This window comes from Saccharopolyspora sp. 7B (assembly GCF_020177435.1).
GTDB lineage: Bacteria > Actinomycetota > Actinomycetes > Mycobacteriales > Pseudonocardiaceae > Saccharopolyspora_C > Saccharopolyspora_C gregorii.
This window is the reverse complement of sequence record NZ_JAIUKC010000019.1, coordinates 18009-43650: the sequence shown is the minus strand read 5'-3', so window position 1 is coordinate 43650 and position 25642 is coordinate 18009. Positions and strand designations below refer to the sequence as shown.

The following is a 25642-nucleotide window of genomic DNA, read 5'->3' as shown; positions in this document are numbered from 1 at the left end:
AGTCAGCGCAACGACTGCACGCCGATACCCTGCTCGGCCCGCTTGCGCAGCCGCGGCGCCACCTGGCGCGCGAGAACCTCATCCCGGTTGAGCAGCGGGAGCGTCGGCACGGCCTGGATCCCGACATCCGGCATGGACCGGCCTGCAGCGGTGCCCAGAAGTCGACCAGCACGAACAGTGACGACTCCTCGGCGATTTCGAGGAAGTCTCGGTCGCCGACGTCGACCACTCTGCTCAGACGCGGCTCAGCTCCGGTGGCGCAGGCGCGCGCGGGTAGCCCGGAGCCTGCGGCGCAGTGTTCGGAACGTGGGCCGACGCAAGTGCACGTGGGCGGGCGGGGTTGGGGACAACGCCGCCTTGTGCGCCCCGCCGGCGGGGTCGACCTCGGCGAGGATGCGGGAGATGTCGGCCAGCACGCTGCCGATGACGAGCCAACTCATGGTCGTCGAACCGGCGGTTTCCCCGCGTTGCGTCGCGAGTTCCTGGCTGAGCGCGGCCAGCTTCGCCCGCGCATGTTCGATGTCGCGTACCAGTTGCCCGCGCAGCCCTTCCTCGTCCGGTGCGTCCGGGTCGTCGACGATCAGGGCCTGCGCCCAGGTCTCCACCGCCCGCCCGGTGCTGGTCACCAGCTCGCCGACCCGCGCGGTGACGGCGGGATCCCACTCGGCGCCGGAGCGGCCCTCTCCTACGTCGACGAGGGCTCGGGCGATTCCGCTGGCCTGGTCAACGATGTGGTCGGCGGCGTCGGCCCCCGCGCGTGCCCGCTCCAGCAGCGCCGCTGGCTCGGGCTTGCGTGCGGGGCTGACGAACACGCTGTGGCGCGGGTTGTAGCGCAGGCTCTCGGAGGCGTGGTCGAGTTGCTCGCGGATGTCGGCGATCTCGTGGTGGAGGTCCCGCGCCGTCCACAGCAGCTCCCGGGTCCGGCCGGGCTCGAACACGAGCTCCTCGTAGGCGAGACGCTGTCCGATGTCGATCAGCAGTCCCGCGGTCTTGTGCGCCATCGTGGCGATCGAGTCGCGCGCAACGTGCACGTGCACTGGCGGCGCGACCAGCACGTTGACCAGCACCCCTACCAGTGCGCCAACAACAGTCTCGAAGATCCGCTCCTGCGCGTAGCCGGTCGCGGTGCCCCCGATGGCCAACACCAGCAGCGCGCTGACGGCGACCTGGTTGGTCTGCCCGCCGAGCCGGAACATCCGCCCCACCAGCAACGCCAGCAGCAGCACGAAGGTCAGACTCCAGGCGTTGAGGCCGAGCCACTGCCCCAGCACCAGGGCGAGCAGTACGCCGAGCACGACCCCCACGACTCGGCGGAAACCGGACTGCATCGTCTGGTACACGGTGGCCTGCACGACGAGCACCGCGGCCAGCGGCGCTAGCACCGGGCTCGGCACGCCGGTCAGCCGCGCGGCCACCACCCACGCAATTCCCGCCGCACCGGCGGTCTTGAGCATCAGGAGCTGATCGCCTTCCGCTTGTGAGCCCACGACCGCCCGGCCGACGAGTGCCCTCGTCCGCGCGAGGCCGGCCCGCCACCTGCCCGGCAGGGCATCCGGGTTGTCCGGGTCGGAAGTGCGACGCATCGACACCGGCTCCTCTCGTCCGGGGTCACCAGGGACCCGAGCCCCGGGCCGCCGCCGTCCGCGGTTCGGAATCGTGCAATGCCCGGTGGGCGGCGGGTAGGCCGCGAGCAGCCGCATCACTTCGCCGCGAGCGGACTGTGGGCGGTCTTCATGGTCGTCCTGCTGACCGGGCAGCAGCAACCGACACGCCACTGTTGCCGCCGGTCGAGACGATCCCGCCAATGCGCGCGACGACAACCCGCCGGAGCACCGGGTCGTGGAACGCACCTTCGCGCTACTGCACCAGTTCCGACTCCTGGCCATCGCTGGGAACGCCGCACCGACCTCCACCACGGCTTCCTCACCCTCGCCACGACAGGGACGACGCCTTCGTCGTAGAGCGGCTGGCCGTCGACCGGCTCGCCGCGGGGGGATGCGGTCCGGGCCGGTGCCTCCCGCGGGATCCGCACGGTCGTGCTCGTACCCGGTCTGATCCGGGCCCCGGCGAACACGGTCACGCGTCGCTGATCTATCGATCCGTCGCCGGGACCGGTGCCGCCTGCTACGTCGGGGAGGCCTCAACACCTGCCGAAGCCGTCGCGGCCGACCTCGGCTGCACCACACGCAGCCTCGATCCCACCGCAGCGGCCTAGGCGTGGGCGAGTTCGACGCGTTGGTCCTCGGCGCGTCCAGACGGCTCCGCGCGCCGCGCTCGCGCCGCGAGCTCGGCTGGATCCCATGTCACACCGACATGCTCACCATGATCGGCTCGCTCCGGTTGTGGGCGCTGGTCTGGCCACGGAAAGGACCTCCCATGACCACCACCTGGCCTCTGACCGGGTTCACCGTCCGTTCCGTGTCCACCGACGACACCACCCTCTCCGTCGCGGTAGGCGGCGGACCGGCACTCGTGCTGCTCCACGGCGGGCTGCAGACCGGACGGGCTTGGCGACACGTCGTGCTGGCGCTGGCGCGTACCCACACCGTCGTTGTTCCCGATCTGCGCGGCACCGGCGTGAACGCCCGGCCGGGCGCCGGCTACGACAAGCAGAACAGGCCCGGGACCTGCGCGGCCTGCTCGAGGCGCTCGACCTCCCGCGGTCCGCCGTCGTGGTCGGCCACGACATCGGAGCCATGGTCGCCTTCGCCGGGGCACTCCAGTTCCCCCGCGAGGTGTCCGCGCTCGTCCTGCTCGCCGCGCTGCTGAGAGGCCTCGGGCTGGAGGAGGCGATGAACGTGGCCGACGGCGGCATGTGGCACTTCGGGTTCTTCATGGCACCCGATGTGCCGGAGATGCTCCTCGACGGGCCCGAACTCGAATTCGCGACCACCACCTTCGGGGCGATGAGCACGTCGGGCACCTTCACCGATGACGACCTGCGCACCTACGCCGAGGCATACCGCGGCCGGGACCGGCTGCGCGGCGGCGGCTTCGCCCACTACCGCGCCCTGCTCGATGACGGTCGGCACAACCGCGAACTTCTCGCCGACCGGTCACTGCCGATGCCGGTCCTGGCCGCCGCCGGGCTCCACGATGCCGGCGCGGATCCGGCCGTGCCGTTGCGGGCGCATGCCGACGACGTCGTCCGCGTCAGCGCACCGTCGGGCCACTTCGCCGCCGAGGAGGCCCCGCAGTGGCTGGTTCGGGCCGTCGAGGAGATCTCCGCACGCCGCGCACAGCGAGGTACCTCGCTGTGGGCGAGTCCCGGGAGCAGGGGGCCGGCTCGGTGCGCGCGAGCCGCCGGTCGTCGGCGAGCGCGGCGTGATCACGAGTGGCTTCCCCGACCGGACACGGCGCCGGGCGGCGGCGTCGAATCGTCGAGCGGGAGGATGAGCCGGACTTCACAGCCCGCCGTCGGCAGTGGGGCTGTCGGTCGTTCCGATAGCGAGGATCGTCAGGATGGTGCCCGTGATCGAGGTAGAACCGCCCGGCCATGGTCATCGCCACCCGCCACACGCCGTCGCGTTTGCTGATCGTGATCAACCCGCGGTCGCGAACGGCGTTGGCAGAGTGCCGGAGCCGTAAGCGCTCGGGTCCGCCGAGATCCTCGGAGGCGTCGACTCGCTTCAGAGGTCGAGCTGCTTTTCGTTGAGGGGGTCCCGCCGCCGTATGGCGAAATATCAGCGGCAGGAATCAGGCAAGAACCGAACGCGAACTTCGACGGGGGTGTACGTCCCTTGAGCGGTCGCGCTGCGCGTCTTCTTGGCATGGTGAGCACGGCGATAACGTCCCCATGCCACTGGCGGGGACGCGCGGTGACCCACCTGCGTCGGAGGGTGAGGTCTCGCACCCTCGCTTGCGGTCCGCCGTGCTCGCACCGTCGGCAGGACACCGCGTTCCGTGGTGGTTACCACTGATCCTGCTGCTGAGAGTCGTGCTGCCCTGAAAGCCGATCTGTTCCGCCCGCCGGTGGGTGATGCGGCCGAATTCTTCGGATCTCGGGTTCTACCGCACCGTGGATGGGTTTCACCTGTCGTTGCGCGAGGGGGCATCCTGGCGGGCGTGCTGACGAATTCTGACGAGCAGAGCGCGGGCCTCTCCGTGGCCCGGGTGGTGGAACTGCTCGATGCCGTTGCCGGTGAGCCCGAGGATGACGCGGCCAGCGTGTTCGAGCGGCTGAGCTCGGAGCTGCCGGCAGGAGAAGCGGCGGGGTTGGTGGATCGCCTTCGTGACCTCCGGTCGCTGCTGGCGCGCTGGCGTCGCCGTGGGCAGGAGTTGTCGGCCTTGTTCTCCAGCGCGCGGGAGCTCGCTGAGCTGCGCGACACCGATGCGTTGCTGCACCGCCTGGTCGAACGAGCGCACGCCCTGATGAGCACGGATGTCACCTACTTGTCGGAGTTCTACGAGGGCAGCGACGAGCTTCGGGTCCGGTCGACCTTGGGGTCCGTGGCACCGTCGTTCCGCGACTTGCGCGTGCCGCCGGGGATGGGGTTGGCGAGCAAGGTGGTGCGCACGCGGTGTCCGCAGTGGACCTCTGTTTACCAGGCGAACCATTCGGTCCCGCACGAGCAGGAGATCGACGCTGCCGTAGCGGCAGAGGGACTCGTTTCGCTGCTGGGCGTGCCGCTGGTGGCGGGGGATCGGGTGCTCGGGGTTCTGTTCGCGGCGAATCGCAGCAAGCACGAGTTCGTTCCGGACGAGATCGCTCTGTTGAGCGCGTTCGCCGATCATGCAGCGGTCGTGCTCCAGACGGCGCGGCTGTTGGAGCAGGAGCGGATCGCAGCGCAGGAGGCGGAGCGGGCCAATTCCGTCCTGGCGAGCAACGTCACCGCGATGGAACGTGCCAGCGCGGTCCACGAAGATCTCACGGCCGTCGTGCTGACGGGCGGTAGCGCGAAAGGGGTGGCGGAGACGCTGGGGAAGGCGTTGGAGCGCCCCGTGCTGGTTCTGGACCGCGACCTCGTGCCCGTTGCGCAGGAGCCGGACGACGGCGGAGCGGAGTACTCCGTTGCTGACGGAGACCTGCTGCCAGCCGTGCGGGAAGCGATCGACGCGAGCCGGCTGTCCGGGAGGTGCGTCTTCGTCGCAGGCATTCCGCCGCGTCCGGAGGTGGCCGTCGCCGTCGTGGCGGGGGAGACCTTCCTCGGGGCGGTGGTGGTCGGGTACGGCGACCTCGAACTGCGCGAGGTCGAGCAGCGCACGATCGAGCGTGCCGCGCAGATCGTAGCCCTCGTGGCCGTCAAGCAAGAAGCGATCGCGGCGGTGGAGGACCGAGTTCGGGGGGAACTGGTCGCGGACGTCCTTCGCGGGGACCAGCACCGTTGGCAGGATCTCCTGCTCAGGGCACGGGCGCGGGACGTGCGGCTCGAAGGGTTGCGCGCAGTGGTCGCGGTGGCGGTTCCCGTGGACGGCCGGAGATCCGCCACCGAGGTGCTGCGGAGGTCGGCTGCAGGCGGGCTGGTCGGGGAACGAGATGGTCTGCTGGTGCTCCTGTCTCCCCTCGAAGATCCCCTGCTGGCGGCGCGCGAAGCATGGAATGCCGTCCAGGGCGGCCAGCCAGGCCCGGTGCTGGCGGTCGCCGGTCCGCCTGCCGCGTCGCCGGAGGAATTGGGGCGGTGTTTCGAAGCCGCGCGGCGATGCGTCGAGGTCGTGCGGAGTGTGGGCACGTCGGAAGGGATCGTCGACTCACGGGCGTACGAGCCGTACATGGCGATGTTCGGTGCCGGGAGCAAGGACCTGTCCGGTTTCATCGACTCGACCATCGGACTTGTGCTGCGGTGGGACGAGGAGCGCGGCACCGAGCTGTTCAAGACGCTGTGCGCCTTCGTCGACTCGCACGCCAGCCCGAGTCGTGCGGCGCGCGTCCTGCACGTCCACGTCAACACGGTGACGCAGCGGCTCGAACGGATCGGTGCGTTGCTGGGGGCGTCGTGGCGTGAGCCGGAGTCGCTGTTCCGTATCTCGGTGGCGACCCGCCTGCATGCCTTGGCCCGGCACATCGAGGGGTGAATTCGCCGGCCTCGGGCGCCGCCGGGCTGATTCCACCGGTCGCGAACTGGACGAGGTTTCCAGCGCGCACGCGGTGGGATCACGTCCGACGGGCCGATCCTCCACGGTTTCCTGGAGGAGCTGCACGAGTCACACATGGTCGCCGAGTCGAATATGTGCGATCGACCCGTGTTGCTCAGGTCACGGCCTGCCTACTGTTGCTGCCAACCGGCGGTCGTGCTGCACCGAGTGGTCCAACATCCGCTCCTGCCGCCGGTAGAAGCGGTCCGAGCGACGCGGCTCGGGTGATGTGGAGGTATCGGTGACCACGCAGAGCAGAATTCCTGGTTTCCGGGATGGATCTCCGGGCGACAGGCGGGTTTCGGCGGCTCGGAACGCGGGTGTCCCGCTTGCTGTCCTCGAAGTGCTCACCTCGGGCGGGCTGACCGTCGAGCAGGCCGACGGCATGATCGAGAACGTGCTCGGAACGTTCGGCATGCCGATCGGGGTGGCCACGAACTTCACCGTCAACGGTGCCGACGTCCTGGTCCCGATGGTCACGGAGGAGCCTTCGGTCGTCGCCGCGGCCAGCAATGCCGCCCGGATCGCACGAGAACGGGGCGGCTTCCACACCAGCAGCTCCGAGCCGATCATGCAGGCGCAGCTGCAGCTGCTGGACGTGGCGGACCCCGACGGCGCGCGGGTGCGGCTGCTGGAGGCCGCTGATGAACTGATCGGCCTGGCGAACGATCAAGATCCGCGACTCGTCTCCGTCGGCGGCGGGGTGCGCGACCTCGCGGTGCGCACGGTCGAGGCACGCGCCGGTCGTTACGTCGTCGTCCACCTGGTCGTCGATGTGCGCGACGCGATGGGTGCGAACGCCGTGAACACCATGGCGGAGGCCCTCGCCGATCGGGTCGGGGAGATCGGCGGTGGTCGCGTGCTGTTGCGCATCCTGACCAACAAGGCCGATCTGAGGTTGGCGCGGGCGCGGGCGGTGTTCGCGGCCGATTCGCTGGGAGGTGCGGAGGTCGTCGGCGACATCGCGCACGCCGCCGCGCTCGCCGAAGCCGATCCCTATCGCGCCGCCACGCACAACAAGGGGATCATGAACGGGATCACCGCCGTCGTGCTGGCGACCGGCAACGACACCCGCGCGGTCGAGGCAGGAGCGCACTCCCACGCGATCGGGGCGGACGGCAGGTACACCGCCTTGTCGCACTTCGAGGTAGACCGCGACGGCGACCTCGTCGGCACGCTCGAACTCCCGATGCCGGTCGGCCTGGTCGGCGGAGCGACCAAGGTCCACCCGGCGGCGCAGACCGCGGTGCGGCTGCTCGGGGTGTCCAGCGCGTCCGAGCTGGCCGAGGTCATCACGGCGGTGGGCCTGGCGCAGAACTTCGCGGCACTGCGCGCATTGGCGACCGAGGGGATCCAGCGCGGCCACATGTCGCTGCACGCCCGCAACATCGCCGTGTCGGCCGGTGCCACGGCAGACGAGATCCCTGAAGTCGTGCGCCGGCTGGTCGCCGATCGGGCCATCCGGACCGACCGGGCCGAGCAGGTGCTCGCCGAACTCCGAGCACGGGGCAGCTGACCCGGCCGTACGGCGGATCACGAGCAACACACGTCAAAGGAGACGTAGCGACTATGACCCTGCACGTGGGAATCGATGTAGGCGGCACGTTCACGGACGCGGTCGCCGTTCACGACGGTCGTGCCGTGCGCGGCAAGGCGTTCTCGACGCCGGACGTCACGACGGGCATCCTCAACGCCCTCGCCGGCCTCGAAGACCTCCTCGGCGTCGGGGAGGGGGCGTTCTACTCGCGGATCGATCGATTCGTCCTCGGCAACACGATCGTCACCAACGCCGTCGATGAGCAGAAGTACTCGGCCGTCGGGCTGCTGACCACGCAGGGCTTCCGCGACACGCTGCGCATCGCCCGCTCCGCGCGCGACGACGAGCGGGATCCGCACCGCATGGCACCGCCGCCGGAGATCGTCGAGCGCAACCGCATCGTCGAGGTACCGGAGCGCATCGACTCCTCCGGCGACGTCCTCGTGCCGCTCGCCGAGGACGCCTTGGGCCGGGCCGTCGAGCGCGTCCTGGCGGCGGGGGCCGAATCCTTGGCGGTGTGCCTGCTGTGGTCGTTCCGCAATCCGCGGCACGAGCAGCAGATCGGCGAGTACCTGGAGGCCCGCCACCCGGAGCTGCCGTACACGTTGTCCAGCTCGCTGACACCGGTGTACCGCGAGTACGAACGGATGGTGACCACCACGCTCGACGCGGCCGTCAAGCCGATCGTGGCGCAGCACTTCGACCAGCTCGCCGCCGAACTCGCCGCGCGCGGTCTGCGCACGCGAGTGCAGATCATGCAGGTGCACGGCGGTTTCCTCTCGGTGGAGGAGACCAGCAAGGCGCCGATCGCGATGTTCAACTCCGGTCCGGTGGGCGGCGTGACCGGCGCTCGGCTGCTCGGCCAGCACTTGGGGCGGCAGCGGGTGCTCACCGCGGACATGGGCGGCACGAGCCTGGACGCCGCGGCGATCATCGACGACGAGTTCCGCGTGCTGCCGCGTGCCGAGATCGGTGGCCTGCCCACCAGCCTCACCGCGGTCGACATCGAGACGATCGGTGCGGGTGGGGGAAGCCTGGCGTGGATCGACGGTCGCGGTGTCATGCGGGTCGGGCCGCGCAGCGCCGGTTCGGTCCCGGGGCCGGCTTGCTACGGCAAGGGCGGTGACCGGCCCGCCGTCACCGACGCGGCACTCGTGATGGGCCTGCTCAATCCCGACTACTACCTGGGCGGCACCGTCCGCCTCCACGAGGACGAGGCTCGCGCCGCGGTGCACCGCCACCTCGCCGAGCCGCTGGCGCTGGACACCGACGTCGCGGCGCACGGCGTGTACCGCCTCGCGGTGTCGCAGATGGCCAACGCGGTCCGGAAGATCACGGTCAACCGCGGCCACGACCCTCGTGAGTTCACGCTCGTCGGATTCGGTGGGGCGTGCGGGTTGTTCGCGGCCGCGATCGCCGCCGAGATCGGGGTGAGCGAGGTGGTCGTCCCGCGCAACGCCGCCGTGTTCTCCGCCTACGGGCTGATGCACGCCGACTCGGTCTTCTCCGCCGTGCAGACCACGCCGTGGACGTTCGCGGAGCCGGCGGCGGACCTGGAGAAGGAGTTCTCGGCGCTGGAGTCGCGAGCCCAGGAGTGGTTCGAGACCGAAGGAGTTCCCGAGCAGCACCGGGAGTTGTACCGCGAGGCGGACATGAAGTTCATGGGCCAGATATTCGAGGTCACGACGCGGCTGCCGAGCAAGAGTTTCGGCGAGCAGGACAAGGACCTGCTGCGCGGGCGATTCATCGAGGACTACGAGGCGGAATTCGGCGCGGGCACGGCCTGGACCGAGGCCGAGGTCCTGCTGATCAATTCTCGCGTCAAGGCGATCGGGCGCACCGAAGCTCAGCAGATCACCGACAACGGCGACGACGAACGGCACGCCGTCTCCCACCGGGAGTACGTCGACCCCGCGACCGGGCGACGGCGGAACGCCGAAGTGCACCGCGGGTTCAGCGCGTTGGGCAAGGCGCAGGGACCCTGCCTGCTCGAAGAGCGGGACACCACCGTGTACGTGCCCGAGGGAGCGGTGGTGGAAGTCGTCGACGGCGGCCACTTCCTGATCCGCCTGAACGCCGCGTGAGACCACTCGTCAGCCCCACCAACGTTGCACGGAGACGGCAATGACCACGAACTCCACGTACATCCCCGCAGGCTTCGACCCCGTCACCCTCGAGGTGCTCCGGATGCGGCTGGACTCCATCGTCGAGGAGATGGGCAGCGCGATGATCCGGTCCTCCGGATCACCGGTGATCACCGAATCCGGCGACTTCAACACCGCGCTGTTCGACCCCGAGGGACGGATCTACTCCTATTCGGACTTCGTCCAGTTCCACATCGGATCCGGCAGCGTGGCGGTGCAGAACCTCGTCGCGGAGATCGAGGGCGAACCGCTGCACCCCGGGGACGCGTTCATCTGCAACGACCCGCACACCGCCGGTTCGGCGCACCCGCCGGACACCAACGTCATCTCCCCGATCTTCTACGGCGACGAGCTCATCGGCTGGGCGCAGTCGCAGGCGCACCTGGTGGATGTCGGCGGGATGACCCCAGGAGGCTTCGCGCCCGGAGCCTACGACTGCTACAGCGAAGCGCTGCGGCTGCCGCCCGGAGTGAAGGTCTTCGAGCGCGGCAAACCCGTCGAGTGGGTGCGCCGCGTGCTGCTGAACAACGTCCGGGTTCCGACGCTGTTCTGGAACGACGTGCGCAGCCTGGTCGCCAGCAACAACACCGGCATCCGCAGGCTGTGCGGCACGGTCGAGGAGTTCGGGCTCGCGGAGTTCCGCGAGCACACGCGGGTCAACTTCGAGATCGCCGAGCGCGTGGTGCGCGAGCGGATCGCGCTGCTCACCGACGGCGTGTACGAGGCCGACGAGTGGACCGAGCACAACGGCCACGTCAACGAGCTCTACCGCGTGCACTGCACGATGACCAAGTCCGGTGACCAGATCACGATGGATTTCGCCGGTTCCAGCCCGCAGACCGACGGCTTCATCAACCTCAGCTACGGAACGTTGGTGGGCAGCGTCGCCAGCGCGCTGGTGCCGATCCTGGCTTGGGACGTGCCGTTCAACGAGGGCGTCATGACCGCGTGCACCGTGCTCGCCGAACGCGGTTCCCTGGTCAACCCGCTGCCACCGGCGCCGATCAGCAACGGGCACCTCACCACCGGTGCCCGGGTCAGCCGGCTTGTCACCAAGCTGCTCAACGAGGCGGCCCGGAGCAGCGACAGCGAGCTGATCCGGGCCCGGACGCAAGGAGTCTGGGCGGATTCCTGGACCGGCGGCATCTCTGCGGGCAGCCGCGACGACGGCGAGTTCTTCGTGCTGTTCAACATGGACGGCGGCGGCATGGGAACCGGGGCGCAGCCGGTGACCGACGGCCTCGACTGCGGCGGGATGATGACCCAGGTCAACAACGCGCTGCCGGACGTCGAGATGAACGAGATGCTCTACCCGGTGCTGTACTTGTGGAAGCGCCTCAACCTCGACAGCGCCGGGCACGGCGCTCATCGAGGTGGGCACGGCCACGAGTTCGCTTGGAAGCTGCACGGGGCGCGAGAAGTGACCCAGACCGTGTTCGCGCCCAACGCGCAGGTGGTCGCGGACGGCTTCGGCGGCGGGTTCGCGGGAGGGGGCAGCGGACACGCGGTGTGGCGCGGCACCAACATCAACGACCTGCTCGGCGGCGGGACCGTCCCGACGGACGGCGAACTGACCGCCGATAGGAGAGATCTGTTGGAGATCAACCAGCAGGACGTCACGATCGGTTCCGACGACGTGTTCGTCCAGTGGGTGGCCGGCGGCGGAGGTTACGGCGATCCCCTGTTGCGCGATCCGGAGCTGGTCGCCCGAGATGTGGCCGACGGGTACCTGACCGCGGCTGCCGCGTCGCGGGTGTACGGAGTGGAGTTCACCGGCGGCGGCGTTGATCGCGGTGCGACCGAGCACCGGCGCACCGCGCTGCGTACCGAGCGGCTCGGCGGAGCGGTTCCGGTGCAGCCGGTGTCCGCGGGCGCGACCGCCGAGAGCTCCGCCCCGCGACGTGACGCCGCGGGCTGGTACTGCCCGGCGAGCGGTGCACGGCTGGGCACTGGTGCGGACTGGCGACCCGGGGCCCTGATCCGCACCGGCATCGCATCGGAGCGGTTGTCCGAACTCGGTGTGCGGGTGCGAGCGCGGGAGTCCGAACCCGCCGTGTGGATCGACGAGCTGATCAGTCCAGCGTGCGGCACGTTGCTCGAGACCCGGATCCGGGTGGCGCCGCGCGAGGAAGGGAAGACGCGATGAGCGAAGTTCCAGCGAGTTCCGACAGCGCGACGACCTCACGGGGTCCGCTCGCGGGCGTGGTCGTCCTAGACGTGACGCGGGTGGTGGCCGGGCCGTTCTGCTCGATGATCCTGGCGGATCTCGGCGCCACCGTCATCAAGATCGAACGCCCCGGCGATCCGGATTACGCGCGGGACTTCCCGCCCTTCCTCGAATCGGAGAACGGCGATCGGTTCAGCGCATTCTTCGCCCAGTACAACCGGAACAAGCTCGGACTCACCCTTGATCTCGCCGTCCCGGAGGGCAAGGAGCTGCTGAAGCGGCTTGTCGAGCGCGCCGACGTGCTCGTCGAGAACTTCCGCCCCGGCACGATGGACAAACTCGGCCTCGGCTACGAGCAACTGCGGCAGGCCAACGCCCGGCTCGTCTACACCGCGATCTCGGGCTTCGGCCAGACGGGCCCGTACCGGCGCCGACCGGCGTTCGACAACAGTGCGCAGGCCGCCGGCGGACTCTGGTCGATGAACGGGAACCCGGATCAGCCCCCGACGCGGGTGGGGACCATCATCGGCGACCTGGCGGCGACCATGTACGCCGTGATCGGAACTCTGGCGGCGCTCCGGCACGCCGAGCGGACCGGAGAGGGCCAGCTCGTCGACGTGGCCCAGCAGGACTCGGTGCTCTCGTTGACCGAGAACGCCGTTGTCTCCTACACGGTCGATGGCACGATCGCGAAACCCTTGGGCAATGCCCACCCGTTCGTCCGGCCCTACGAGCTCTACCCCTGCAAGGACGGGTACGTGTTCTTCGGCGGTTACACGGACAAGTTCTGGAGGCTCACCTGCGCCATGTTCGGCGAGCACGACGTGGCCGAGGACCCCGAGATCGACACCATGGCCAAGCGCTTCGATCCGGAGGTCTACGAGCGTCGGGTCCGGCCATTGCTGCACCGGTGGATGGCGGGGCGAACGCGAGCGGAACTGGAGGAGCTCGCGGGCGATCAGGTACCGCTCACCGCGATCAAGGACATCGGTGATGTCGTGAACGATCCGCACATCAAGGAACGCGACATGATCGTCGATGTCGAGTACCCCGATTTCGGCACGCTCCAGATGTTCGGCCAGCCCGTGCACCTCGGCGCCACTCCGGCCGATCCGCGGGGTCTCGCGCCCAAGCTCGGTGAGCACAACGACCTGCTGCTGCGGGGTTTGGCGGGGTTGTCCGAGGACGAGATCGCGGTGTTGCGCAGTTCGGGGGCGGTGTGAGTGGGCATCACCTTGGAACGCGAGGGCCCCGTGGCGGTCGTCCGGTTCGACCGTCCCGACAAGCTCAATGCCCTGACGCTGGCGATGTACGACGAACTGGCCGAGGCGTTCGCGGAAGTGCGCGACGACGATTCCATCGCGGCGGCGGTGCTGACGGGTCGCGGCGACCGTGCCTTCTGCGTCGGGGCGGACCTGGAGGAGTCCATCCCCGCCTTGGCCGAGGGCCGGTTCGACATCTCCCGCTGGGACGGCGCGCACCAGAAGCACACCGATGTGTTCAAGCCCGTCATCGGGGCGGTCAACGGGCTGTGCCTGGGGGGCGGTTTCGAGATCCTGCTCTCCACTGATCTGCGAATCGCCAGTGAACAAGCCGAATTCCAACTCCCGGAGCCCCGCGTCGGCGTGGTGCCCGCAGGGGGAACGCTCGTTCGCTTGACGAGGCAGATCCCGCACGCGTGGGCGATGCGGCTCCTGCTGCTCGCGGAACGCCTCAGCGCCCGCGAAGCGCTGCGGTACGGGCTGTTGAACGAGGTGGTGCCCGCTGACGAGGTGCTGCCGACCGCGATCGAGTGGGCGGAACGTCTCGCGGGACTGAGCGGGACGGCCGTCGCCACGATCAAGGAAGCGGTGCTGCGGCTGGGAAATCTGCCTCCGGAGGAGGCGTTCCACAGCGAAGCCCTCTACGGGCAACGCGCTTTCGGTTCCCCCGACGCGGCCGAAGGTCTTGCGGCATTCCGGCAGAAGCGCGACCCGGTGTTCCCGTCTCGCCGGTCCATGCGGGGCGACGCCGAGAGCTGACGGCAATCCACCGCCTACCGGGGCCGACGGGCAGCGTGCTCGGCGGCCCCGGTAGTGCGCTCTCACGCAGGACCAACAGGCGAGTGTCGGTATCGCACATCATCGCGCGGCAATGGTGTGTTCTTCGTCCATAACCGGTCGCCCCGCGGCGGACCTAGCGTCTCGCTGGAACGGCGACGCGGCCGGCGGCGTGAACTCGGCGCGGTCGGCCCGCTGCCGCGCAGCATGCGAGTGCCCAGGAGGAACGGTGTCGACCAGTCGACCAACAGGATTCGAAGATCGCCCCATCGCTCAGCGGCGAGAGCTGGTGGCCGAGAACGCCGCCACGCTCGACGGAGGCGACCTGGACGCCTCGGACTCCGGACATGCGCTCGGCCTCGATCAGGCCGAGCAGAACGTCGAGCGGTTGATCGCAGGCGGGGTCGTCCGAGCCGAGCACGCTGAACGGGCGCCTGTCGAACTCCGCGGTGAGCACCGATGACCGGGCTGCCGATGGTGGTGCCGGAACGGGGATTGCCCGAGCACGTGACCATCTGCGAAGTCGGCCCCCGCGACGGCCTGCAGGCCGAACAGGCCCGGCTGAACACCGGCATCAAGATCGAGCTCATCCGACGATTGCTGGCAGCGGGACTGCACTTGGTCGAAGCGACGAGTTTCGTGTCCCCGCGGTGGGTGCCGCAGCTCGGCGATGCCGCTGAGGTGCTCGCCGGTATCGACCTCTCCGGAACGGCGCGACACCCGGTGCTCGTGCCCAACGAGCACGGGATGCGACGTGCGTTGGAGGCCGGGGCGAAGGAGATCGCCGTGTTCGCCAGTGCGACCGAGGGCTTCGCCCGCCGCAACCTCGGACGCGGAGCCGACGAGGTGCTGGCGGCGCTCGCGCCGGTCGTGGCCGAAGGACGGCAGCGGGGCATGGTGGTCCGCGGCTATATCTCGATGTGCTTCGGCGATCCGTGGGAGGGCGCGGTCCCGGTCCATCGCGTAGTGGAGGCCGCGCGGCGGCTGGTCGATCAGGGATGCACGCGGATCGCACTGGGCGACACCATCGGGGTGGCGACTCCGGGCCACGTCACAGCGCTGGTCGAGGCGCTGGACGCGGCAGGGATCGCCCCTTCGGTGCTGGCGTTGCATTGCCACGACACCTACGGGCAGGCGTTGGCCAACGTGCACGCGGGCTTGCAGGCGGGCGTGCGGGAGTTCGACAGCTCGGTCGGCGGGACCGGCGGCTGCCCGTTCGCCCGCAGCGCGACAGGCAACCTCGCCACGGAGGATCTGGTGTGGATGCTGCACGGCCTCGGTTACGACACCGGCGTCGACCTCGCCGCAGTGGTGCGCACCGGCACGTGGCTGGCCAGACACCTGGGGCGGCCGAACCCGTCACGGGTTGCCGCGGCGCTGAGCCGGGAGGGCGATCGATCAGGGAGTGCGGAATGACCCTCGACAAGACAATGCCCAGTGCGGGGAGGCGGATCCGATATCTGATTCGTCCGGTTTGTGGTCAGCCCACGCGCTCGATCGCGATTCCCCGCAGTGACTTGAGCTCCGAGACGAGCTCGGTGCACACCTTCACCGGCCAAGCCGGCAGTTCGAGTCGAGTCGAACCCAAGTGGACGTGCACCGGGGTTTCGCCGCGGTAGGTGCCGAGCGTGTTGCGGAGTTCGCCGATGAGTTCCTTGTCGATCTTCTTGGCATCAGCGCGGAGCACGAACGGCGGCGCTGATCCGGGCGAGTGCTCGGCCGCGGCGATGTCCACCGGTACGGCGTCCGAGGCGAACACGCTGATCTCGCCTTCACGTTCGTTGACCCGGCCCTTGACGGCGAGCGCGGTGTCTTCGGCCAAGCAGTCGGAGAACAGCTCGTAGGACTTCGGGAAGAACAGCACTTCCACGCTGGCGTCGAAGTCCTCCAGCGTGACGATGGCCCAGGGCTGCCCGTTCTTGTTGAGCCGCCGCTGGATCGCTGAGATCATTCCAGCGATCTTGGCCTCTTCTTTGCCGTTGGGGCCGGGCTCGCGTTCTCCACCGACGAGTTCTGCGATGGTGGTGTCCTGGTACGGCCGCAACAAGCGCTCGGCGCCGTCCAGGGGGTGCGCGGAGACGTAGAGGCCGAGCATCTCCCGCTCGTACGCGAGGAGCTGTTTGCGCGGCCATTCCTCATGGGTGAACTGGAGGTGCGCCAGCGGGGAGGAATCGGGGCTGGTGGCGGTGTCGTCGCCTCCGCCGAACAGGTCGAACTGCCCCATCGCCTCTTGGCGTTTGAGGCCGATCACGGCGTCGACCGCCGCCTCGTGGTGTTGGGTCAGGGCCATGCGAGTGGCTCCGAGCGAGTCGAAGGCGCCTGCCTTGATCAGCGACTCGATGACCCGCTTGTTGCACGCGGTGATCTCGACCTTGTCGAGGAAATCGGTGAACGAGGAGTAGCGGCCCTTGGTCTCACGCGTTTTGGTGATCGACTCGACCACGTTCGTGCCGACGTTGCGGATGGCTCCCATTCCGAAACGGATTCGACCGTCCACGGCCGCGTGCCCGACGACGGATTCGTTCACGTCCGGCGGTAGCACGCGGATTCCCATTCGGCGGCACTCGGACAGGTAGATGCCGGTCTTGTCCTTGTTGTGCGCGTTGGCGGTCAGCAGCGCCGCCATGTATTCGGCCGGGTAGTGCGCTTTCAGGTAGGCGGTCCAGTAGGTCACCAAGCCGTAGGCGGCCGCGTGGGACTTGTTGAACGCGTATCCGGCGAAGGGCAGCACCGTCGCCCAGAGCTGGTCGATGGCCTCTTTGCTGTACTCCCGTTCGGCCATCCCGGCTTCGAACCGGGCGAACTGCTCGTCCATCACCTCCTTCTTCTTCTTGCCCATCGCGCGACGGAGCAAGTCGGCTTGTCCGAGCGTGTATCCCGCCACTCGCTGGGCGATGGCCATGATCTGCTCTTGGTAGACGATCAGGCCGTACGTTTCACCGAGCACGTCTTCGAGCGGTTGGTCGAGTTCGGCGTGGATCGGCTCGACGGGCTTCTTGCCGTTCTTGCGGTCGGCGTAGTCGAGGTGGGCGTTGACGTCCATCGGGCCCGGCCGGTACAGGGCGACGCAGGCGACGATGTCGCCGAACCGGGTGGGGGCCATGCGCTTGAGCAGCGATTGCATTCCGCCACCTTCAAGCTGGAACACGCCCAAGCTCTCGCCTCTGCCCAGCATCTCGAAGGTGGGGGCGTCATCGAGGGGGATGTCGAGCGGTTCGATCTCAACACCGTGATTGGCCTTCACCATGCGCACGGTGTCGTCGATCGTGGTCATGTTGACGAGGCCGAGAATATCGATCTTGAGCAGGCCCACGTCTTCGCACTGCGGCCCGTCCCAGCCGGTGATGATCTCACCGTCATCGCGTTTCCACAGCGGCAGCACGTCGAGCAGTGGTTCGCGGGAGATGATGTGGGCGCAGGCGTGCACGCCTGCGTTCCGGATCAAGCCTTCCAGTCCGCGTGCGGTATCGAAGATCTTGCCGATCTGCGCGTCGTTCTCGATCAGCGAGCGAACTTCGGCGGCCTCGGTGTAGCGCTCGTGCTGTGGATCGACGATCCCGGACAGCGGGATGTCCTTCGCCGCGATCGGCGCCGGTAGTGCTTTGCTGAACTGGTCGGCGAGCTGGAATCCAGGTTGCCCGAGGTGCACGCGGGCGGCGTCCTTGAACGCCGCTTTCGTTTTAATCGTGCCGTAGGTGATGACCTTGGCGAAGTATTCTTCGCCGTACTTCTCCTTCGCGTAGGCGATGACCTCATCGCGCCTGCGCTCGTCGAAGTCGATGTCGATGTCGGGTGGCGAGTCGCGCTCGGGGTTGAGGAACCGCTCGAACAGGAGTCCGTGTTGCAAGGGGTCGATATCGATGATGTGCAGAACATAGGACAGCAGCGCGCCCGCGGCCGAGCCACGTCCCGGCCCTACGCGAATGCCGTTGTTCTTGGCCCACCGGATCATGTCACCGACGACCAGGAAGTACGAGCTGTACCCCTTCTCGGTGATGACCTTCAGCTCCCATTCGAGCTGGTCGCGGTAGTCTTGGGTGAAGCTGTCGCCTGGGAATCGGGTCGGGATGAATTCCTCGACCTCTTCGCGCAGCACTTCGACATCGGTGCTGCCGGGCTTGATCTTGGCCTGCGGCATCCGGTTCGTGGGTGCGAATGCCTCGTCGTAACCCTCGACCATGTCGGTGATCAGCAAGGTGCTGTCGGCGGCGCCGGGAACCTCGGTGTCCCAGTACTCGCGCATCTCCGCCGATGATTTGATGTGGTAGCCGTCGCCGTTGAACTTGAACCTGTCGGTGTCGGCGAGCGTTGAGCGGGTTTGCAGGCAGAGCAGAGCGTCGTGGTGGCCGGCCTGATCCGCGGTCACGTAGTGGCTGTCGTTCGTGGCCACGGTCCGGAGGTCGAGTTGGCGGGCGATGTCCAGCAGCTCCGCGCGGATGTTGCGCTCCATCTGGATGCCGTGGTCCATGACCTCGATGAAGAAGCGGTCCGGCCCGAAGATGTCCTTGTAGTCGGAGGCGGCCTGCACGGCCTCCTGCTTCTGGCCCAGGCGGAGGCGGGTGAGGATTTCGCCGGCGAGGCAGCCGCTCGTGGCGATGATCCCGTCCGCGTGCTCGGCGATCAGCTCCTTGTCCATGCGTGGTTTGCGGAAGAACCCTTGCATGGACGCGAGCGAGGACAGCTTGAACAGGTTGCGCAGCCCGGTCGAGTTCTGCGCGAGCATGGTCATGTGCGTGTACGCACCGGCGCCGGAGACATCGCCGCTCTCGCCGTACTCGTCGACCTCTTTTTTGCCGGTTCGTGCTCGTTCGCCCCAGAACACCGGTTTCTTGTGGTAGCGGCTCGCCGGAGCAACGTACGCCTCGATGCCGATGATCGGCTTGATGCCGGACTTCTTGGCCTGCGCGTTGAAGGAGTGCGCGCCGAACATGTTGCCGTGGTCGGTCATCGCCACCGCGGGTTGTTCGAGCCGAGCGACCTCGGCGAACAGTGCGTTGTGCTTGGCGGCACCGTCGAGCATCGAGAACTCGGTGTGCACGTGCAGGTGAACGAACCGATCAGACACGCGGGCATCTCCGGGAGCGTCGGGTAGGGGCTGGGTCGGTGGCGGGTCAACTCTAGTCGTCCTACCCGGTGTAGCCGGGCTGCGTCGAGCGAGTGTTGCCGCCTCGCCGCACCGAGCCTGCGGGCGGGTTGGATCCGGTCGGTGCAGTCGCAGGTTCTGCAGTCGTCACCGCCCTGCCGGCCGCTTCCGCCGCAGTTCGGGCACGCCCTCCATCACCGGGCAGGGCGATCTGCAGTGCCCTCCGGGAACCGCCTTTCATCGAGGCGAGGGCGCTGGGTCGGACCGGCTCCCGAGGTTTTCATGACCGATCGTTCTTGACTGGTCGTTCCTGAAAGCGCTAGCGTCGTCGCATGGGACGGCGGCGGACTTTCGACGTGGACGAGGTCGTGGCGGCAGCGGCGGATCTGTTCGCGCGCCGCGCCTACGACGGGGTGTCCGTCGATGACCTGGTCACCCGGCTCGGCGTGCACCGCAACAGCCTCTACGGCGTGTTCGGCAGCAAGCGGGGTCTGTACCTGGCGGCGTTGCGCCACCACATCGAGCACGAGGTTCGCCCGCACCTGGGCCGGGCGGTTCAGCCGGATCATGTGCCGGAGTGGGACCTGCTGCTGGTCGCCGCGGTCGATCGGGCGCTCGACGATCCCGAGGTCGCCGACCTGGTGTCGTTGATTCTCGCGGAGGTGGACGAGGCGACGGGGGATCCGCGTGCGACCGAGGCGCTGCTGGGGCGTTGGTTGCGCCGGCGGCCGGTGATGGCGAAGGAGATCTGACGTGGCGGTAATCAGGGTGCAGGGCCAGGACCTGGTCGTGGAGATGGCGGGACTGGACAAGGTCTGGGCGCACAAGAGCAAGCTGACCATTCCGCTGGCGCATGTGCGGGGCGCCACGATGGATCCGGGCGTTCTGGGCGAGCCCAAGGGGATTCGGGCGCCGGGTACGCACGTGCCGGGGGTGATCACGGCGGGCACCTTCCACAAGGACGGTGAGAAGGTCTTCTGGGCCGTGCGCGACGCGCAGAAGGCCGTGGTCGTGGAACTGACCGACGACGAACGTTTTGCCCGCCTGGTCGTCGAAGTCGACGACCCGCGCGCCGCCGTAGCCCTGATCGAACGGGCCGCGAGCCGATGACGAACGGGGTCGCGCTCATCTCCCCGACGTGGCGGAGAGCCGGGGTGAGATCCAGCGGCCGAGGGCGCGGAGGAGGCCGCGGAACTCGGGGCCGTTCGGGCGGACCAGCAGTCCTGCGTAGCGCAGCGCGTCGGCGTATTCGGCCATGAGCACGATCCGGCCGTCGACGACGTCGAAGCGGGTGGCGTAGTCGTTGCGGTACTGCTTGCCGTTGCCGGTCAGGGCCATGTCGCCCGTTCCGCGGAAGAAGACCGCCCCGTCCGGGGTGACCGTCCACTCGTGGTCGCGCCAGATCAGTGGGGTGAACTTGTCGAACAGCGCCCGGGTGTAGGCGGCGACGTCCGCTTTGCCGTTCATGTCGGCCACGCAGCGCCCGCGGCGACGGCCGGCGATGAGGTCGGCGACACCGTCCGGCGTCGTGGTGGCCTTCGTGTGCATGAACAGCTGCCGCACCTCCGGGTGCAGCAAGCGGTCGACGGCGTCGGGGTCCTTCGCCTCGACCGCGCGGATGAACTCCTGCGCGATCTGCAGGGCGGTGCGGGCGGCGGGCTGTACCTGGTCGGTCATGCTCGAATCTCCGGTGTTCGTCGGGGGAGGGGCGGGCTCAGGCGTCCCAGCTCAGGACGGGCTCGCCGAAGGCAGGTGGCAGGCCGAAGGACTCGAACCGGGGCGTCCACCAGCGGGTGAACTCGGATTCGTAGGTCCGCAGCCGTTCCGCGAAGGTGGGCACGTCGACGCTTTCGTCGAACTCCAGGTAGACGATGAACTCGGCGCTGCCGTCGGCGTTGGGCTGCAACCACATCCGCTCCCGGACGTAGCCGACCTCCCGCGCTCGGGCGTCGAGGCCGGGCAGGTGCCGGGCGTGGAGCTCGTCGAGCAGGTTCCGGAACTCCGGGACGCGCTCCGCCCGGATCGGGAGGGTCCACGCGGTGCTGGTCATGACAACGTCTCCTTCGTCGCTCGCGCGGTCCGAGCGCCGGGCCGCGCATCCCCGAGCCTGCGGCCCTGCGGCGCCGCCCGGAAGACCGCGCGGAGCCTGGTACCGGCAAGACCAGGCTCCGATCTGGCCGGGTCGCGGGGCAGGCTAGGACGATGGGGGCGTGGGAACGACGGACCGCAGCGAGTTCGCTGCCTACCTGCGCCACCGCCGGGCGATGCTCCCGCCACCGGAACCCGTCGGAGGCGGGCGGGCGTCCCGGCGGCGGGTGCCTGGCCTGCGGCGGCAGGAACTGGCCGCGCTGGCCAACATCTCGGTCGAGTACTACACGCGCCTGGAACAGGGCCGGGCCACGCGAGCGTCCCGGGAGATCCTCACCGCGCTGTCCCGCGCGTTCGCGCTCACCGACCCCGAGCGCGACCACCTCTTCCGCCTCGGGGGAGAGGCCCCGCCGGAACCGGCGGCCCCGCAGCAGGTGGTCCGGCCCGGGCTGCTGCGGATGGTCCACGACCTCGGCGCGACCACGCCGGTGACCGTCCACGATGGACGCCTCGATCTGCTGGCCCGTAACGAGGCCGCCGCCGAACTGCTCGCTCCGCTGGAACGGGACGGGCCGCACGGGCGCAACATCGTCTTCCAGGCGTTCACCGCGGAGGACCTGCCCGCCCTGCTCGGCGACGACGGGGCGGACCTGTTCCTGCGGGTGGCCGCGGCCGAACTGCGGACCGCGCTCAGCCGGTACCCCGGCGACGCCTACCTCGGCGCGATCCGCGACGAGCTCACCGCCACCAGCGCCACCTTCCGCGAGCACTGGGATCGGGGCGAGGTCAGCGCTTGGAAATCCGCGGTGAAGGACATGCACCGGCCCGGCCGCGGCTGGACCCGGTTCGGCATCGAGATCCTCCACGAACCCGAACGCGACCACTGGGTCATGCTCTACACCCCGACCGACCGCGCGTAGCCGCGATGGTCGGCCGAGCGCGGGTTCTTCTCGGTCGGAAACCGCGAGCACCTCGGTCGCCCGCACCGGCTCCCATCACCGGCCCCACCGCTCGAACCGCGCCGGGCGCCCCGGCGGAGATCGGGCGAGGAGCTCCGGACCTCAGAGGCCGTACACGCGGCGGGCGGTGCCTGCGAAGAGGTGGGCGCGGTCGGCGTCGGTCAGGGGCTCGGTGATGCGTTGAAGGTGTTCCACAGCGTCCGGTAGGGGACGCCGACCCCGTCCACGGGGTAGTTGCTCTCGAACATGCACCGGTCGGGGCCGAACGCGTCGATGCAGGTGTCGATCCAGGGCCGCCAGAGCTCGGCGAGCTCCGCGGAGGACGCGGGGCGTTCCGCGGTGCGGTAGTCGAACGCGGCGAGGCGGGCGACGAGGCCGCCCAGCTTGCAGGTGACGTTGGGTCGTTCGGCGACCGCCCGCACCCCGCGGCGCCAGGTGGCGAAGTCCTCGTCGGTGCGCCCGGCGTAGCGCCCGTAGCCGAGGGGGCCGCCGCAGTGGTCGAGCACGAAGGACAGGTCGGGCACCGCGTCGGCCGCCGCGGCCACGTCATCGAGCTGGGGGAAGACGACCCAGGTGTCGAGGGTGAGGCCGAGGTCGCTCAGCTTCGCCATCCCCTTACGCACCACCGGATCGGCGAGCAGGTGCGGGGCGCTGCCGGTGTGGCTGTTCTCGACGTCCGGTTCCTCGTCCCCCCGATGCCGGGGTGGCGGCTCCGGGCATCCAGGCGGGCGTTGACCTTGCGTCCCACCGGCAGGCGAACCACGCTCTGATCCGTTCCGCGGTGCCGGTCGCCGCCCCACCACTTTCCACTTGCAGAAGTGGAAAGCGATCGAATATGTTTTCCACCATGGAAAGTGATTTCACGCCGCGGCGCGCCTTGGCCGAAGCCGAGCGCGGCTCCGTTGCCACCTGGATCGACTACCTGCCGACCCGCTGGTGGTACTACCCCGCAGCCGGGGCCTGGGCCTGCGCGCTCGTCCTCGCGGTGACCGAGCTGCACGGGTTGTGGAGCGCCGCGGCGCTGCTGGCGCTGGTGGCCGTCGCGTTGATCGCCCAGGTCCGGTACCGCCGGGTGCGCGGTGCATGGCCGGACGTCGCTGGTGCACCGGCGGAGTTCAAGCCCGCCATCAGGGCCTACCTGATCGGCGCGGCGGTCCTGACGGCCACCATCGCGCTGCTCGCCGTGTTCGCCGGTGGTGTCGTGGCGGCGGCTGTGACGTTCGTGGGCGTCACGGGAGGGCTGCTGTGGTACGAGAAGGCGTACGAACACGCAGCGGCGCGGACCCGCCGACGGGTCGAGGGCGAGGGATGAATCTCTCCGACCTCGATGCCGTCATCCACGCTCCCAAACGCCTGGCGGCGATGTCGGTCCTGGCCGGCGGTGAGCACGCCGACTTCGGCTTCCTGCGCGACCACCTCGGCATCAGCGACTCGGACCTGTCGAAGCAGATGAACACGCTGGAGCACGCCGGCTACGTCAAGGTCAAGAAGACCGGGCGAGGCAGAGGCGGCGCCACCTGGTACCGCATCACCCCGGCCGGGCGGCAGGCGTACCGGCGCCACATCGCCGCCCTCAACGCCATCGTCGCCGACCCCGCGCGTCATTCCTGGCGGAATGAGGATGAAGGGCGCTAGGCGTCCTGGTCGCGCCGTGAGAGCGCTGCGGTAGATCCGGGTCGGGGCGCGGGTGATCTCGGCGGCCGCTGCGGGCCGCCTCCGGACGGCCTCGCGGGTCCCTGCTCCGGCGTGGCTTCATCGGACCGTGCGAGCGCCGTGGGCCGGGGGGAGCGCGGCATCCGCGCGAGCGCGGGGCGTCGGTTCGAAGCCGGTCTGCGGCCACCTCGTGGCGGTTGCGCCCCTCAGGGGAGGTCGACGACGACCTTGCCGTGCACGTGCCGTCCCGCCTGCAGCTCGACGGCGGCGCGGACCTCCTCGACGGGGAAGGTCGCCGCGATGGGCACGCGCAGCAGGCCTTCCGCGGCCAGGCGGGCGATCTCCTCGATGGCGCCGGGAGCGGCGTTGGCACCGTTCGCCGGGAGGACGCCGTCACGACGGCGGCGATCGTGGTCAGCCGGGAGCCGGGTGCGCCGAGCTCGCGCGCCACCGCGATCACGTCCGTGCCGTGCAGGTCCACGGCCGCGGTGATGCCGTCGGGAGCCAGCGGCGGCTCCGAACACCCGGTCGCCGACCTCGAACCGGACGCCGTTCCCGTCACGGGCCCCGTCGCCCACCTCGTCCACGACGCCCGCGTAGTCGTTCCCGAAGCCGCACGGCAAGCTCAGCCCGAAGCGGGCGGCGGCGTCCGCGTCCGAGGTCATGAACCAGTCCATCGGGTTCAGCCCGGCCGCGATGACGCGGACGCGGACCTGTCCCGTTGCCACCTCCGGGACGGGCACCTCGCGCAGGTCGAGGGCCGCGGGCCCTCCGAAGGATTCGACGAACTGGACGGCTCTGCTGGTCCTGGTGGACGTGCTCATGCTGATCGGACTCCGGGGAGGGGTGCGGACGGGAAGCGGACTATGCTCCGTTTCGACGAACCGTAGCACAACCGGAGCGTGTTCCGTTTTGAAGAGGTCAGGCACCCGCGCGCCGCGAGCGGACGCGTCCCGCAACCGCAGGCAGCTCCTCGAGGTCGCCACCCGCGTCTTCGCGTCCGCCGAGACCGAACCGTCGCTGCGGGAGGTCGCGCGCGAAGCCGGGGTCGGCATCGCCACCCTCTACCGGCACTTCCCCACCCGCGAGGACCTGGTCGCCGCGGTCTACGGCGATCAGGTCCAGCGGCTCACCGACGGCGCCCGCCGGCTGCTCGCGGAGCTGCCCCCGGCCGAGGCGTTGCGGCGCTGGATGGACCTGTTCGGGGGCTGGGTCGCGACCAAGAACGGCATGCTGGGCACGCTGCTCGCCATGATCGAGTCCGGCGAGATCGCGCACGCCCGGACCCACGCCGACCTGATCGCGGCGATCGAAGAGGTGCTTCGCGCCGGCGACGCGGCAGGTGAACTGCGCGGCGACGTCGCGGCCGAGGACGTGGCCGCCGGTCTCATCGGCATCTTCACCGTCGCGCCCCTCCCCGAGCACGGTGCCAGGGCCGGCCGGTTGCTCGACGTGCTGATGCGCGGTCTGCGGCCCGAGGCCTGAGCCGCTCGGTGGCCGGGTTCGCCCCGGCCACGTGCGCTCGTGGCAGGTGACCGGTCCGACGCGGCGACCTGGTCGAGCGCCGCGGCTGGGGGAGCCGCTCGACGGCGACGTGCTCGTCGGCCGCGGCGGCTGATCTTCTCGGCTTCGGCCGAATTCGTCCACTGTGGACTTCGTTCGAATCGGTTCTCCGCGGAAGGAGGTCTCCCCGTTCGGGGTGGCCGTCCACTCATGATCGCGCTGTCCCGGGTGTTCGAGCTCACCGATGCCGAACGCGACCACCTCTTCCGCCTCGGGGTCGAGGTGTCGCCGGAGTGTCCGTCCCTTGTGGACGTTGTCGTGCCGCCGAGTGCGAGCCGTGCGGGAAGTCGACCACCTCGACGATCCGCGCGTCGTGGGCGGGACGAATCCTCGGTGG

The 25642-nt window shown here is 69.4% G+C and carries 20 protein-coding genes and 2 pseudogenes; 15 read left to right on the top strand and 7 right to left on the bottom strand.

Features of this window, described 5'->3' with window-relative positions:
• Window positions 1-2: 2 nt before the first annotated feature.
• Both LCD33_RS28755 and LCD33_RS04260 read right to left on the bottom strand, forming a co-directional pair.
• Window positions 3-134, bottom strand: a complete 132-nt coding sequence (locus LCD33_RS28755) for a hypothetical protein (RefSeq protein WP_255615271.1) — start codon at window positions 132-134, stop codon at window positions 3-5.
• A gap of 111 nt (window positions 135-245) precedes the next feature.
• Window positions 246-1583, bottom strand: coding sequence for an aromatic acid exporter family protein (locus LCD33_RS04260; RefSeq protein WP_224957873.1), 1338 nt, complete (start codon window positions 1581-1583; stop codon window positions 246-248).
• 730 nt (window positions 1584-2313) lie between these two features.
• On the opposite strand from LCD33_RS04260, the pseudogene LCD33_RS04255 reads away from it, so the two are divergent.
• From LCD33_RS04255 to LCD33_RS04215, 9 genes and pseudogenes are all read left to right on the top strand, one after another.
• Window positions 2314-3536, top strand: a pseudogene (locus LCD33_RS04255) (alpha/beta fold hydrolase).
• A gap of 529 nt (window positions 3537-4065) precedes the next feature.
• Entirely contained in the window at window positions 4066-6012 is a 1947-nt protein-coding gene (locus LCD33_RS04250; protein ID WP_224957869.1) for a helix-turn-helix domain-containing protein, read from the top strand.
• Between the two features lie 277 nt (window positions 6013-6289).
• Window positions 6290-7588, top strand: a pseudogene (locus LCD33_RS04245) (hydroxymethylglutaryl-CoA reductase, degradative); the annotation flags it as partial.
• A 53-nt stretch (window positions 7589-7641) separates the two neighbouring features.
• The gene (locus tag LCD33_RS04240) at window positions 7642-9693 is read left to right on the top strand and encodes a hydantoinase/oxoprolinase family protein (RefSeq protein WP_224957867.1); all 2052 of its coding nucleotides are present in this window, start codon (window positions 7642-7644) and stop codon (window positions 9691-9693) included.
• 40 nt (window positions 9694-9733) lie between these two features.
• Window positions 9734-11899, top strand: coding sequence for a hydantoinase B/oxoprolinase family protein (locus LCD33_RS04235; RefSeq protein ID WP_224968343.1), 2166 nt, complete (start codon window positions 9734-9736; stop codon window positions 11897-11899).
• The gene (locus LCD33_RS04230; protein WP_224968341.1) at window positions 11896-13143 is read left to right on the top strand and encodes a CaiB/BaiF CoA-transferase family protein; all 1248 of its coding nucleotides are present in this window, start codon (window positions 11896-11898) and stop codon (window positions 13141-13143) included. Before LCD33_RS04235 ends, LCD33_RS04230 begins: the two co-directional genes overlap by 4 nt.
• Window positions 13144-13941: an enoyl-CoA hydratase/isomerase family protein gene (locus LCD33_RS04225; RefSeq protein WP_224968339.1), complete on the top strand. Its 798-nt coding sequence runs from the start codon at window positions 13144-13146 to the stop codon at window positions 13939-13941.
• Between the two features lie 307 nt (window positions 13942-14248).
• A complete protein-coding gene (locus LCD33_RS04220; RefSeq protein ID WP_224968337.1) occupies window positions 14249-14422 on the top strand; it encodes a hypothetical protein in 174 nt (57 codons plus the stop codon).
• Window positions 14419-15375, top strand: a complete 957-nt coding sequence (locus tag LCD33_RS04215) for a hydroxymethylglutaryl-CoA lyase (protein ID WP_224957863.1) — start codon at window positions 14419-14421, stop codon at window positions 15373-15375. The genes LCD33_RS04220 and LCD33_RS04215 overlap by 4 nt, the downstream gene beginning before the upstream one ends.
• A gap of 64 nt (window positions 15376-15439) precedes the next feature.
• Here LCD33_RS04215 and dnaE read toward each other — a convergent pair whose 3' ends face one another.
• On the bottom strand, window positions 15440-18979 hold the full coding sequence (gene dnaE / locus LCD33_RS04210; protein ID WP_374201772.1) for a DNA polymerase III subunit alpha: 3540 nt from the start codon (window positions 18977-18979) through the stop codon (window positions 15440-15442).
• 395 nt (window positions 18980-19374) lie between these two features.
• Between dnaE and LCD33_RS04205 the strand changes: the two genes are divergently transcribed.
• Together LCD33_RS04205 and LCD33_RS04200 are read left to right on the top strand one after the other, a co-directional pair.
• Window positions 19375-19794: a TetR/AcrR family transcriptional regulator gene (locus LCD33_RS04205; RefSeq protein WP_224968770.1), complete on the top strand. Its 420-nt coding sequence runs from the start codon at window positions 19375-19377 to the stop codon at window positions 19792-19794.
• Between the two features lies 1 nt (window position 19795).
• Window positions 19796-20152, top strand: coding sequence for a hypothetical protein (locus tag LCD33_RS04200; protein WP_224968768.1), 357 nt, complete (start codon window positions 19796-19798; stop codon window positions 20150-20152).
• Between the two features lie 15 nt (window positions 20153-20167).
• Here the strand turns inward: LCD33_RS04200 and LCD33_RS04195 are convergent, their stop codons facing one another.
• Both LCD33_RS04195 and LCD33_RS04190 read right to left on the bottom strand, forming a co-directional pair.
• Window positions 20168-20719, bottom strand: coding sequence for a nuclear transport factor 2 family protein (locus LCD33_RS04195; protein WP_224957859.1), 552 nt, complete (start codon window positions 20717-20719; stop codon window positions 20168-20170).
• Between the two features lie 37 nt (window positions 20720-20756).
• Window positions 20757-21092 (bottom strand): hypothetical protein, encoded by a 336-nt coding sequence (locus LCD33_RS04190; RefSeq protein WP_224968766.1) that lies wholly within the window; start codon window positions 21090-21092, stop codon window positions 20757-20759.
• Between the two features lie 160 nt (window positions 21093-21252).
• Between LCD33_RS04190 and LCD33_RS29315 the strand changes: the two genes are divergently transcribed.
• Window positions 21253-22050: a helix-turn-helix transcriptional regulator gene (locus LCD33_RS29315; RefSeq protein ID WP_224968764.1), complete on the top strand. Its 798-nt coding sequence runs from the start codon at window positions 21253-21255 to the stop codon at window positions 22048-22050.
• 200 nt (window positions 22051-22250) lie between these two features.
• On the opposite strand, the gene LCD33_RS04180 is transcribed toward LCD33_RS29315, so the two are convergent.
• Entirely contained in the window at window positions 22251-22700 is a 450-nt protein-coding gene (locus tag LCD33_RS04180; RefSeq protein ID WP_255614680.1) for an amidohydrolase, read from the bottom strand.
• A gap of 236 nt (window positions 22701-22936) precedes the next feature.
• Between LCD33_RS04180 and LCD33_RS04175 the strand changes: the two genes are divergently transcribed.
• Together LCD33_RS04175 and LCD33_RS04170 are read left to right on the top strand one after the other, a co-directional pair.
• Window positions 22937-23401 carry a hypothetical protein gene (locus tag LCD33_RS04175; protein ID WP_224968762.1) on the top strand — a complete coding sequence of 155 codons (465 nt, stop codon included), beginning with the start codon at window positions 22937-22939 and terminating at the stop codon, window positions 23399-23401.
• On the top strand, window positions 23398-23724 hold the full coding sequence (locus tag LCD33_RS04170) for a transcriptional regulator (RefSeq protein ID WP_224957854.1): 327 nt from the start codon (window positions 23398-23400) through the stop codon (window positions 23722-23724). Before LCD33_RS04175 ends, LCD33_RS04170 begins: the two co-directional genes overlap by 4 nt.
• Before the next feature lie 224 nt (window positions 23725-23948).
• Here LCD33_RS04170 and LCD33_RS04165 read toward each other — a convergent pair whose 3' ends face one another.
• Window positions 23949-24566 (bottom strand): alcohol dehydrogenase catalytic domain-containing protein, encoded by a 618-nt coding sequence (locus LCD33_RS04165; protein WP_374201648.1) that lies wholly within the window; start codon window positions 24564-24566, stop codon window positions 23949-23951.
• An 88-nt stretch (window positions 24567-24654) separates the two neighbouring features.
• Here LCD33_RS04165 and LCD33_RS04160 point away from each other — a divergent pair, with 88 nt between their 5' ends.
• Complete coding sequence (locus LCD33_RS04160; RefSeq protein WP_224968760.1) at window positions 24655-25227, top strand: TetR/AcrR family transcriptional regulator; 573 nt, start codon at window positions 24655-24657, stop codon at window positions 25225-25227.
• Window positions 25228-25642 lie beyond the last annotated feature (415 nt).

Bases quoted from the DNA above. Each gene is read 5' to 3' on its own strand.
- LCD33_RS04205 (WP_224968770.1), top strand. From the start codon at position 19,375: ATGGGACGGCGGCGGACTTTCGACGTGGACGAGGTCGTGGCGGCAGCG.
- LCD33_RS04190 (WP_224968766.1), bottom strand. From the start codon at position 21,092: ATGACCAGCACCGCGTGGACCCTCCCGATCCGGGCGGAGCGCGTCCCG.
- LCD33_RS04235 (WP_224968343.1), top strand. From the start codon at position 9,734: ATGACCACGAACTCCACGTACATCCCCGCAGGCTTCGACCCCGTCACC.
- LCD33_RS28755 (WP_255615271.1), bottom strand. From the start codon at position 134: ATGCCGGATGTCGGGATCCAGGCCGTGCCGACGCTCCCGCTGCTCAAC.
- LCD33_RS04215 (WP_224957863.1), top strand. From the start codon at position 14,419: ATGACCGGGCTGCCGATGGTGGTGCCGGAACGGGGATTGCCCGAGCAC.
- dnaE (WP_374201772.1), bottom strand. From the start codon at position 18,979: ATGCTCGACGGTGCCGCCAAGCACAACGCACTGTTCGCCGAGGTCGCT.
- LCD33_RS04180 (WP_255614680.1), bottom strand. From the start codon at position 22,700: ATGGCGAAGCTGAGCGACCTCGGCCTCACCCTCGACACCTGGGTCGTC.
- LCD33_RS04240 (WP_224957867.1), top strand. From the start codon at position 7,642: ATGACCCTGCACGTGGGAATCGATGTAGGCGGCACGTTCACGGACGCG.
- LCD33_RS04175 (WP_224968762.1), top strand. From the start codon at position 22,937: ATGGAAAGTGATTTCACGCCGCGGCGCGCCTTGGCCGAAGCCGAGCGC.
- LCD33_RS04195 (WP_224957859.1), bottom strand. From the start codon at position 20,719: ATGACCGACCAGGTACAGCCCGCCGCCCGCACCGCCCTGCAGATCGCG.
- LCD33_RS04260 (WP_224957873.1), bottom strand. From the start codon at position 1,583: ATGCGTCGCACTTCCGACCCGGACAACCCGGATGCCCTGCCGGGCAGG.
- LCD33_RS04170 (WP_224957854.1), top strand. From the start codon at position 23,398: ATGAATCTCTCCGACCTCGATGCCGTCATCCACGCTCCCAAACGCCTG.
- LCD33_RS04165 (WP_374201648.1), bottom strand. From the start codon at position 24,566: ATGAGCACGTCCACCAGGACCAGCAGAGCCGTCCAGTTCGTCGAATCC.
- LCD33_RS04230 (WP_224968341.1), top strand. From the start codon at position 11,896: ATGAGCGAAGTTCCAGCGAGTTCCGACAGCGCGACGACCTCACGGGGT.